The 10,372-nt window shown below is 43.2% G+C and carries 16 protein-coding genes; 14 read left to right on the forward strand and 2 right to left on the reverse strand.

Features of this window, described 5'->3' with window-relative positions; all coding sequences use genetic code 11:
- The first annotated feature begins 59 nt into the window (after window positions 1-59).
- The 12 genes from DZ860_RS21125 (at window position 60) to DZ860_RS24650 (ending at window position 8,075) form a co-directional block, all read left to right on the forward strand.
- Window positions 60-1,004 carry a hypothetical protein gene (locus DZ860_RS21125; RefSeq protein WP_133305461.1) on the forward strand — a complete coding sequence of 315 codons (945 nt, stop codon included), beginning with the start codon at window positions 60-62 and terminating at the stop codon, window positions 1,002-1,004.
- A 14-nt stretch (window positions 1,005-1,018) separates the two neighbouring features.
- Entirely contained in the window at window positions 1,019-1,540 is a 522-nt protein-coding gene (locus DZ860_RS21130; RefSeq protein WP_120034987.1) for a hypothetical protein, read from the forward strand.
- Window positions 1,540-2,013, forward strand: coding sequence for a transporter (locus DZ860_RS21135; protein ID WP_120034989.1), 474 nt, complete (start codon window positions 1,540-1,542; stop codon window positions 2,011-2,013). Before DZ860_RS21130 ends, DZ860_RS21135 begins: the two co-directional genes overlap by 1 nt.
- A gap of 8 nt (window positions 2,014-2,021) precedes the next feature.
- Entirely contained in the window at window positions 2,022-2,993 is a 972-nt protein-coding gene (locus DZ860_RS21140; protein ID WP_120034991.1) for a type II secretion system protein, read from the forward strand.
- Between the two features lie 12 nt (window positions 2,994-3,005).
- Window positions 3,006-3,548, forward strand: a complete 543-nt coding sequence (locus DZ860_RS21145) for a hypothetical protein (RefSeq protein ID WP_120034992.1) — start codon at window positions 3,006-3,008, stop codon at window positions 3,546-3,548.
- Between the two features lie 91 nt (window positions 3,549-3,639).
- A complete protein-coding gene (locus tag DZ860_RS21150; RefSeq protein ID WP_120034993.1) occupies window positions 3,640-3,834 on the forward strand; it encodes a hypothetical protein in 195 nt (64 codons plus the stop codon).
- Window positions 3,835-3,892: 58 nt separating this feature from the next.
- Window positions 3,893-5,002, forward strand: a complete 1,110-nt coding sequence (locus tag DZ860_RS21155) for a trypsin-like serine protease (protein WP_120034994.1) — start codon at window positions 3,893-3,895, stop codon at window positions 5,000-5,002.
- Window positions 5,003-5,112: 110 nt separating this feature from the next.
- The gene (locus tag DZ860_RS21160; protein WP_120034995.1) at window positions 5,113-5,349 is read left to right on the forward strand and encodes a hypothetical protein; all 237 of its coding nucleotides are present in this window, start codon (window positions 5,113-5,115) and stop codon (window positions 5,347-5,349) included.
- A gap of 68 nt (window positions 5,350-5,417) precedes the next feature.
- Window positions 5,418-6,095, forward strand: a complete 678-nt coding sequence (locus tag DZ860_RS21165; RefSeq protein WP_120034996.1) for a hypothetical protein — start codon at window positions 5,418-5,420, stop codon at window positions 6,093-6,095.
- 69 nt (window positions 6,096-6,164) lie between these two features.
- Window positions 6,165-6,533, forward strand: a complete 369-nt coding sequence (locus tag DZ860_RS21170) for a hypothetical protein (protein WP_120034997.1) — start codon at window positions 6,165-6,167, stop codon at window positions 6,531-6,533.
- A 16-nt stretch (window positions 6,534-6,549) separates the two neighbouring features.
- Window positions 6,550-7,068: a lytic transglycosylase domain-containing protein gene (locus DZ860_RS21175; RefSeq protein ID WP_120034998.1), complete on the forward strand. Its 519-nt coding sequence runs from the start codon at window positions 6,550-6,552 to the stop codon at window positions 7,066-7,068.
- Window positions 7,065-8,075 (forward strand): hypothetical protein, encoded by a 1,011-nt coding sequence (locus DZ860_RS24650; RefSeq protein WP_207890662.1) that lies wholly within the window; start codon window positions 7,065-7,067, stop codon window positions 8,073-8,075. The genes DZ860_RS21175 and DZ860_RS24650 overlap by 4 nt, the downstream gene beginning before the upstream one ends.
- Here the strand turns inward: DZ860_RS24650 and DZ860_RS21185 are convergent.
- The gene (locus DZ860_RS21185; RefSeq protein ID WP_120035000.1) at window positions 8,038-8,766 is read right to left on the reverse strand and encodes a hypothetical protein; all 729 of its coding nucleotides are present in this window, start codon (window positions 8,764-8,766) and stop codon (window positions 8,038-8,040) included. The genes DZ860_RS24650 and DZ860_RS21185 overlap by 38 nt on opposite strands.
- Before the next feature lie 26 nt (window positions 8,767-8,792).
- Between DZ860_RS21185 and DZ860_RS21190 the strand changes: the two genes are divergently transcribed.
- Window positions 8,793-9,149: a hypothetical protein gene (locus tag DZ860_RS21190; protein ID WP_120035001.1), complete on the forward strand. Its 357-nt coding sequence runs from the start codon at window positions 8,793-8,795 to the stop codon at window positions 9,147-9,149.
- A gap of 51 nt (window positions 9,150-9,200) precedes the next feature.
- Here DZ860_RS21190 and brnA read toward each other — a convergent pair whose 3' ends face one another.
- The gene (gene brnA / locus DZ860_RS21195) at window positions 9,201-9,443 is read right to left on the reverse strand and encodes a type II toxin-antitoxin system BrnA family antitoxin (protein ID WP_120035003.1); all 243 of its coding nucleotides are present in this window, start codon (window positions 9,441-9,443) and stop codon (window positions 9,201-9,203) included.
- Window positions 9,444-9,752: 309 nt separating this feature from the next.
- Here brnA and tenpIN point away from each other — a divergent pair, with 309 nt between their 5' ends.
- On the forward strand, window positions 9,753-10,193 hold the full coding sequence (gene tenpIN / locus DZ860_RS21205; protein WP_165862951.1) for a type III toxin-antitoxin system TenpIN family toxin: 441 nt from the start codon (window positions 9,753-9,755) through the stop codon (window positions 10,191-10,193).
- Window positions 10,194-10,372 lie beyond the last annotated feature (179 nt).

Below are 10,372 nucleotides of genomic sequence, written 5' to 3' on the forward strand. Positions count from 1 at the left end.
AGAAAAAAGAAGAAATTCATTTTTTCGATAAGGTGCTGCGCCTTTCTAATGCGGGGTTGATGCAAAAAGACATTGCCAGCCAAATTGAGAAATATGGCACGACCAAAGAAAGAGCAATTGCCAAATCCTGCCTACAAAGCATTGCACGAGGCGCGGGGTTTTCTCAAGGTCTCAAACCATGGGTATCAGCTAACGCTTACCTTGGTTTATTAGGCGGCGAAAAAGCCAGTAATTTTGAGCAAGGTCTGCGCGATGCACTGGGGGCGTTGAAAGTGGATGAAGCCAGCGGCTCCGCTATCGCTAAAGTGCTCATCAAGCCGTTGCTGGGCGTTCTGTTGTTGTTGCTTGTCAGTGCCCTATTAGCCGCTTATGCGTTCCCGTCATTGTCAGAACAAGCCCCACGTCAAACGTGGGGTTTTTTATCCCTTAGCGGTGAGCAATTCGGCTTATTTTGGCTGCATAACGGGCTGTACGTCCTTGGCTTATTTTCGGTCTTGCTACCACTGATGGTGCTGTCACTCAGTCGCTATTGCGGTGAGCATCGAGTCAAACTCGACGTTCTACCGGTTTATCGGCAATACCGCTTCATCCACTGCACTAACTTTCTAACCTCCACTGCACATCAAACGGCCGTAGGAACGCCATTAAAAGAGTCACTGGAGCATTATCGAGAACACGCAACCCCTTACATGAAGCATCATATCAATACGATGCTGCGCGCTTTGGGGGCGGGTAAATCCAACATCGGTGACATTTTAGATTCGGGGCTACTCGATGCCGAAGAGCTCGATACCGTCAAACTCCTCAGTGATTCTGGTAATGCCAGCGTTATCTTGAAAAAAAGTGCTTTGATGCACAGTGAGCAACTGCTGCTTGAAATCGACCGCCTTAAAACATGGGGCAGTCGCATTCTTTTTACTTTATTAGCCACAGTAGGCGCATGGATGGCGCTCGGCGTAGGTTCGCTCGCCTTACACATTGCGACCACTTTTTCCTTAACTTAATTGAGAACTCTATTATGAAAACGACGAAACAACCGACATTCACCGCTCAACCATCAATGAAAAACAAACAACGTGGTGCGCTCTCAGCAGAGCTGAGTATGGTTATTGGTGTAATCGTGATTGCCCTGATTTTCATGGTGTCACAAGCCCCTAACTACCGCTACAAAATGAATGAAATCCGCTTTTTATCGCAAGCAAACGATATTGCGCAAGCAACTATCGCCTGGCAAAAAGCCCGTTCAAACTTTGAAACCGTGTCCATGACGAAAGTTTGTGAAGAAGGCAGCCTGAGTAAATCGATTTGTGGCTCATCAAATGATGGTATAGAAACCAACCCATTTGGGGGGAACTGGTCAATTAAAGTGAATGCCGGCAGTAAAGGGCTATTTGATGTGGGGGCAACACTACCACAAGACGCACATCGTATTCCAAGCCTTGCTAACTCAATTGCTTCGTCTACACGAGAAAATTGTGATGAAGCTGCCGGCTGTTCAACTCTAGCGACGACAGCTAGCACAATTACAATGACGTACTAATGCGTCAGCGCGGCTTTCTTAGCGCGGAATTAAGTCAATATCTTATCGTCGCTCTCCTACTTTTTACGCTGTTTGTTCCGCCCCTTTTTCAGTGGGCGAGACTCTATCAAAATGCAGCCAGCATTAACCAAACGATAGAAACCATTACTCAAGCGGCGCAATTTCACTATGCCAAAACTGTCCTGACTACACGCTGTTTACCTCAAACCGCGCTTTCATTGGCAGATTTAGACTTACCGTTAACTCACGACGATGTGCGTTATGAAGTGCGCTACTTACAGAGTGGCGCACCCAAGGCAAGGCCAAGTGGTATACAAGTAGGCGTGACGATAATTGAGCCGAAGTTGCACAACGTCGCAACTCGGCTCACTCCTGACGAAATCCAAGGCGCAACACTCCTGTTTAACGCTCCGTTAAATTATCAATTACCTGACTGGCAACAACTCGACATCAGTACGGGTTGTATCCGATAGGAGGCCAATTGAAAGGCTTAAAAAAACAACAAGGTTTTGCAATGCTAGCTTCAATGTCCATAGTCCTTGGCGTGGTCGTTGCAGGCTCAATGTGGGTGGCAGAAGAAAGCGCAAAACGCCGAATTTTAAATAATTCAGAATCGTTCTATCAGCGTGTTATCTATCTACGTACTCAAATTCATGCATTTGTAAACGATCGCTATCTGGAAGGGCATCGAATCAATGGGGCGGCGATTTTCCCTCATCGCCTCGGCGCTTTAGAGCCTAAATACATTCCGACGTGTAGCAGTGCTGATAATCAAAAAGGGTTTTGTATGCTGGTCAATCAAACCCCTTGGGGAATGATTGAAGACAGTGATTACCGCGTCGTTGCTATTCCTAAAGATGACGGCTCAGGAGTCAGTCACTATCGTGCAGAGTTTGATATCAAACTACCAGATAAAAATGCGGTGGCTTTGAAATATGAACGACAAGTGACTCTGGCCATGTTGGCGAAAGTCCCGAACGTTTTTTATGACGATACCAATAACATCTTAACGGTACGTATAGACCGACCGGATAAAGCGTTTGGTTACGAATCATTAGTGAAACGCAGTGGTGATGATTCAACCTTACTGGGTGATTGGGATGTGGGCGGTAATCACGCCATCGTCAACACCAGGGATATTACGATCCGCAATTCAGATAACACACAGAAAATTGTCAGTCGTGGTCTCAGTGATATCGCCACGTTAAAGCATGGAGAATGGCTAGATAAACCCTCCTGTCCAGAAGGGACGACTGCACGAATATGGCTAGCATTAGGCTATATCGAAGTTACCAATCAATACACCCTTACTGGCAGCCAAAAACCATTTATCAACAACGAAACGACAACTCAATGGCAAATCGGCTTAGTGGTGCGACTAAAAGAAAATAGCACCGGACGATTAGAGATATCAAACGCTGGTGAAATCCTCGCTATCACCCAATGCAAATAAAAGGAACCCATTATGAAAATAAATAAACACCAAATTATGCTACTCGCCGTTCTGATAAGCGGTCATGTTAGTGCCAAAGTCACTTATGAAGATGCATTGAATTCAAATCAAGCTTACGAAGATGAGTTAAATGCACTATACAACCCCAACACATCGGGACTAGGCCCTTATGAAGCGAACCCCACAGCATCAAGCAGCAGTGCCGAGACGGGAGCAGGCAAAGTTAACAATGGCGGTTATTTTACCGTCAAAAGTGGCGCAGCGGGCAAGGTTAGCTGGAGTGTCAGTGGTGACTACCCTACTACTTATGGTGTGTGTAGAGTGCGGCTGATTGTCAACACCCCGACAGGAACGGTTCAATCGCCCGACTCATACGGCACAGAAAATGATGGTGGTCAGCGTCGTAATAGCGCCAACCCAAGCACCGCAGGGACGATGAGCGGATTAAGCCCGAATACTCAGTATTCAATTCGAGCTACCTACTCAGCGGTCACACACGCTTGGGGATGTCGCGGCGTAGCCAACCCTATTACTTACCAGTGGACTGGCGTGTAACCAGCGCATCAAAAAGGGGCGAGCCGCCCCTTTACAGAAAACATAGATTTGTTATCATTACTATCTAAATCGACCCTAGACTGGTGATGCTATGAAAATGACAATGCAAGAGATGATTGATATTTATTATGACGGAAAAAGAAAAAACGCCGCAGAAGCTGCCGGAATAAGTTCCCATCATCTCAATAACTTACTGTACGCTAACAAAGAGGTATTACGCTTAGATAACGGTGATTGGATTATGCTCACAAAAACCGCAAAAATATTCAAAAAACCAAAATTATAATGCCATAAAAAGACATTAAACTGTTATAATTAGAAAAATTACAGAGGCAGTAACGCACATGAAAAAAACATTATGGTTAGGCACGTTAAGTTTGATGTCATTCAGCTCATTAGCTGTCATGAATGGCACTCTATTGGACTGGACACAAGAAGATGGCACAGTGTTCCTCGATAATGCCAATGAAGCCCGCAACAATTACTGCACAGGCACACTCATTGCTGGCACTCAAGTATTAACCGCCGCGCATTGCGGTGAGGAGACCGAGGGTGTTGACCTAATTGATACGGTACATTTTGCTAATAACAGCCAAGTGACCGTCACCCCTGCTAATATCACACTTAACCCTAGCTACGAGAATTTAGGTGATACGTCTAGAGGTCAGGACATTGCCTTGTATTCGCTGCCACAACAAGCCGATTACTATAAGATTCGTTTCTTTAAAGATCTGCGTAGTGATGTCTTTGTTCTTAATCAAGCGATGACTATTAGTGGATTTGGTTGGACGCCAAAAACACTACATCGTGCTGATTTTACTCAAACCGACCTAAGTGATTGTCCAGAATGTACTTCATCACCAAACTATCAAATTAATGCAAAAGTCGTAAACGCCTCACATACAGCTCCAGGTGATTCTGGGGCTGCATGGATCAATAATAACAATGAGATTATAGGGGTACATAAAGGAAGTGCTCCATTCACGAGTGGACGAAGAGAAACTTACGGCACAAACTTACACTACGCGAGTGATTGGCTACTTGAACAGGTTAATAACTGGCACTACCCAACATTGGCTGATGCAAATGGTAAAACCACTATTACCATTCAATCGTTACACCCAGCGACTGAGCGCGTCACCGATGCAGCTTGGGGTGAGAACATCACCTTGATTGCCGAAGAAAGTACCTGTGTAAGTATGAGTACAAGCGATACGATTGAACCATACTCAAAATGCACTTACGTTATCGAAAGTAACGGCAGTGAGGGTAAATTACACCTGACCGATAACGCATTTATCTCTATCAATAAGCCTAAACCGGTAACACCACCTGAACCGCCAGTTCCAGAGATTACACCACCTGTAACTGGTGACTCAGGCGGTGGTTCATTTGGCCTATTGTCTATCGTGGCATTGTTGGGCTTTGGTATTCGACGTCGCCTAACGAGATAATAAGCCATGACGCATCATTTCGGTCATATGGATTCGATGCTCTTTATTTTGGTCGTAGTATTGGTTGTGCTCACTATTTTAAGTATTTATACACGCGATAAGGATTAACAATGATGGATAGCGACAATAAGCGCCTTTTCTTTGTCAGTTCAATTGAGGAGCTGAATGACTTTTTAAGTACCGACGCCTCACAAGGTCGTCATATCTACTGTATTTTTAGTCAAAGAGTCATCAACCCCTTGATCCAAAAAAAACTAGAGCGACAGAATATCCCTAGCATCAGCTTCATGGACGGCCACACGCTCTATCCATCGCAGCAAGAAGAAATCGCCGACGTCAACTTTTAAGTCAGCCGATACCCCCTTAAAAAAGACCGCTTATTTTTCAGCGGTTTTTTTACGCCTGGAGAAACACGATGTATTTACCGTTACTCTTTGAGATAGCCAGCCTCATTGCTTCATTTTGCCTGCTGTTCATCACCTTAATCATAGCCACTAAGTGTGTATTTCCCATCACACCTAAACATCGTTTACATCGATGGAGTTTCACGGTTGGTTTTAGCCTGGCGATAGGGTTTCAACTTAGCGTGATAGGCATTAATGGCTGGCTATTGATGCTCGTCATGGCCTCATGCGGACTGATGGCCTTTGGTATGTTATTTCGGTTACAAGACTCACACACCGCCTTGTTGGTTGTCGTCCCCAGTGCGCTTAACCCAACACAAGCGCATATTCATTTACGCAACCCCACTGACACATTCACCAAACAGACATATCATGAGCTACCCCAATTATTAACCATCCTTTCTCAACAAGGATTTAAGACGGCTGTATTAACCTCTCCGATGTTTGTCAAAGAGACAGGGACAAGACCGATTCATCGACTTACTCGAATTCTGGCTAAAACCATTGATAACATCGACATTCAATCTAGTTCATGCTGGAAACATCCATTGGGAACCGCATCGCTTCTCTTTGCCAAGTACCTACAAAAAACTACCACATTAAAAAACACATCTATCATTCACTGGCCGCAAATCACATTGTCTTTAAAACTGGCACGCGAGGGAGAAGTCGTAAACTTGCGATTTTGAGCTTGGGTGGAACAAAGCGAAGCGGCGTTAGCATTTTTAAGAATGAGTACCATAGTAGGAAAATAAACCATGTATAAAGCTCTCTTTGACCGTAAAGTATTTAGCCTGGCAAGCATTAATCCAACATATCAAACAGAACTCGATTCTTTCATAAAAAACACGATTGAAGCCACCAAATTTAAGCCCAACAAAATCACACTCTATTCTTATCGCGCAAGTAGTCCATACCACGTCATGAAGATTGATAGCCAATTTGAAATCACAATTACCGAAAACAAAGTCGCGATCCCTGACCTTTGGAACTTTCAAGACGGACTCAGAACCGGCAACGTGGATATTGAAGTCTACGATAGCGTCGATGTTCTTTACTTAATTGAAGCCATTATCGACCAATGCCGACACTACAATCCCAACCTGCTCGTAGAGCGCACAAAGTAATGTAGGGTAACAAACAATGCTCAAATACATTGGATTCATGTTGGCGTCGCTGCTTTGGATTCAATCTGCCAATGCAGCAATTACATCAGGTGGCAGAACCTACGACGGCGTGAAAAAAATTATCGTGCAACGCAATATCCGCTGCCCGAACTACTGCTCAACCATCTCAAAATACAGCCGTAAATATAACGTACCAGCTCAACTGATTGTCTCTATCATTCACAACGAAAGCGCTTTTAACCCCAAAGCCATTAGCCCTAAAGGGGCCAAAGGACTCATGCAGCTAATGGATATCAACAGTAAAGCAGCACGAATAAACCCATTTGACCCACATGAAAACATTCGTGCCGGCACTGAGCTTTTCGCTCGATTGATGAAACGCTATAACAACGTAGAGTTAGCTTTGGCTGCGTATAACGCAGGGGAAGGAAACGTCGCTAAATACGGCGGTATTCCGCCATTCCCTGAAACTAAACAATACATCCATCGTGTTCTTGATCACTACCGAAAATCAAAACCAAGGAGTAAGCTATGAAAACAAAAACTACCAGCATACATATAACAGCACACCAATTAGCAATAGGAATGACGATCCGTTGCCCTATTGAAAAAGATGAAATAATCATTACGGACTTGATCGCTAATAACGAAGAATCTTTTGGACTTGGTTGCCATAAAGGCTACACAACCTTAAAGGTAAGCGACACGTTTGAACTCATTAAACCATTTGATTTAACAACCGTTAATCTAAATTGGATTGAAGAGCAACTGACCGAAAACGCCGAGTCTCAAAAAAATAATGGCATTATGACTTTACTTTGGGAAACGGAGTCTTCGACCGACAAAGGCATAATAGAATTTACTCCATACGTTTTAAACCAAATCACTTACGAACACATAAAAAACACCGAGCCATTTACGCTAAAAGGTCAAGCAGTCGTTGATTTCTTTAGTTTTTTGGAAAACAACTATAACGCCGCCAATCTCATAGCGAACAAAGGTGATTTACAATGTAACTCCCAAATGGAGGACGGCACGGAGATTCTATCTTCTTTGATCGAAATAGACGATTTCATAAGCACGTTGACACCACTACTAACCGAGGCAGACCGCATCAAATTTAATCAATGGTGTTCATTGGGTTGCCAGTACGTGAATATTGATTTCCTGAAAAAGAAACCACCAATCGCCTCAACTTGCCCTCTTCCACTGGATGCAAAAATACCACATATCCAGCCGACGATTGAGGATTTTGACTCCTGGTTTGAGGCACAATTAAATCAGTCAGGACACCCACCACTACCTCATGATTTTGACATATACCTTGGCATCATTATGAAAGATTTCGTTAAGCAATCTCTTGATAACCAAACGTTGCGTGATTACTTTGACAATACCGTGCATCAAGGACTTCCACACAACTGCGGCTCTCGCCCACAAACATCTAGAAAAACCTGTCCATTATGTAAGGAATTCTTCCTACAAAGTATGGTCATCAGTCGGCTCAGCGAAATAGATTCCGTCTTACGCGCAACTTCTTAAAACCGTAGGTATCGAGCAACAGATTCAAAGTATCAAGACTATCTTGTGATAAGGACGTATCCTTATAAAGCTCAACGAAAAGCGCATCTTTCTTGTTTTTATCGCTCGTCACCCCTTTTATCTTGGTATTATCAAGAGATTGAAGCAGTCGATACACAGTATAAAAAGGAAGCAAGCGTACCATTGATAAATGAGCATACTTTGAGTATTTCCCATCCGCGGCAACCAGCGCTTTTTTGATATCTTCTTGACTTAATTCATTCGTCAGCTTGTATTGCTCCCATACCTTACTCATTTGAGGCCAGTCAGCTTTTCGATACCCACCCAACAACTCTAAACGCAACGTTAGATACCTCACCGCTCGTTCTAAATCAGATTCGTTAGACGGATTTTTTGACGTCGAATTTTGATTACCGGCTTGCTGAATACGTTGAGAGCGATCGCGTTGAGTCGATTCACTAGATTCTCCTTGTAAAAAACACCCCTTTGTATAATCAGGAACTATCCTGATTGCCTCTGGGTTATCGACTTTCTTAACACAGGTTGGTCCAGCAAAGCTCTCATTACCGAGCTCATCAACCACCACATAAGCAATACCATTGGTCAATTTTTTATGACCTTTGTCTTCACTGAAAGCGCAATCAACACTGAGTTGTCTTGTGAAATCAATTCGAACGACTTTCCATCCCATTTAATACCACCTTGAGAGCTAATTGTATGAAAAACATTCATATTACATCGCCACTGGCGATAAAACAGGCTTATTTAGAAAAACTGAAAGCATTTTGTCTCACCGCACCTGAAAAAGACATCGTGTTGTTCTTTGACAAATGCCATCTTGGTAATCACTGTATCGAGCATAGTTTTAACCCTGAACGATATCACCAAGAACTTTCCTGCGGACAAGGCTCCGAATCATCCGACATTCTTACTTCATGCCGACTATGCAGAACATTTATGCGTGTGGTAATTGACGCGGTTCCACAACGACCTGAGCTAAAAGCGTTTTTTAAACGAGAGCCCGCAACCTGCTCAATTTGCGCGGAAGGAAAACAAGAAGATCTTTCGTATTAAAACATCATACTTAAAGGCAGAGAAGACTTGCTCTCGCTGCCTATTTTGATGTTAGTTAGAAATGTGGTTATGGGCTGAACTTTCAAGCCTTTCTGCAAGCCATACCTTAATGATCGACTGCCGTGTAACACCTACGCGGCTAGCTTCGCGATCTAATGACTCAAGCATCCATGCGGGAAAGTCTACATCGACTCGTTTCTGTTTTTGCATTGGACGATTAACTTTAGATAAATCTAGTTCATCTAAAATGTCATCGTCACTTTCAAACTTGGCATCAAACTCATGCGCTTTCATATAAGTTCACCTCCGCTTTGCGTGAACGTCTGACTGAAATGATCCTAAGATTTACAGTAAGGATTGAATGGTCCACTATAACACACTGGCAAAAACCTACGATCTGAATAGAGCTTGTAAGAATAACAAGAAAAGACTAATATAATGTTGTAGATGAAAGGCGGTAGAGGCATCCCCTTGTAAAACAGCATCAACCTCATTGGATGAGTGGCGGTAGAGGTATCCCCACATGAAACAGTATCAACCTCATTGGATTAATCTACACAATGAAGCCCCTTTATGGGGTTTTTTTGTGCCCGAAGGAAAATAATGGATATTAGAACGTTAAACCAGAACGCCTATGCTCAACTAGCTAAGGATAGGCCGCAGGTACTCGAGAAGAACCGTAGCTATGGGATCGTATCTATTACGGTAAACGATCTTATCTACGCAATACCATTACGAAGCAATATGAATCATAGCAACGGATTTAAAACAATCTCTATGAAACGGGGGAACAAACTCATCTGGAACGGACTTGATTATTCCAAAGCCCTTGTCGTGCAATCCACGGATATTGAACCAACAGCTTTTAAGCTTCGAGAGAAAAAAGAGTTTGATAAAATTCAATCAAACAAAGAAAAAATCATAGCGGATTTTGAGAAGTATGTAACGGCTTACATTGCATGTGTAAAGAAAGGAACATCTACAACAGACCACCGTTTTAAATTCACCACATTACAATACTTTCATACTGAATTCGGCATTTAAAAAAATGCCTGTGTTTTTCAACACAAGCATTAAAGATCGGGAGTAGCCACAACACGGCATTGCTATTTTTGGGTTGAGCTTGTTTTTGCTCTAAGGCGCCATTGAGATATATTAGCCCCACCAATTTAAAAATAACGCCTATATTTTCGCCAATGCATCCGTATCGTCCCTCGATTGAT

It is taken from the genome of Vibrio sinensis (genome assembly GCF_003605645.1).
Classification (GTDB): Bacteria; Pseudomonadota; Gammaproteobacteria; order Enterobacterales; family Vibrionaceae; genus Vibrio; species Vibrio sinensis.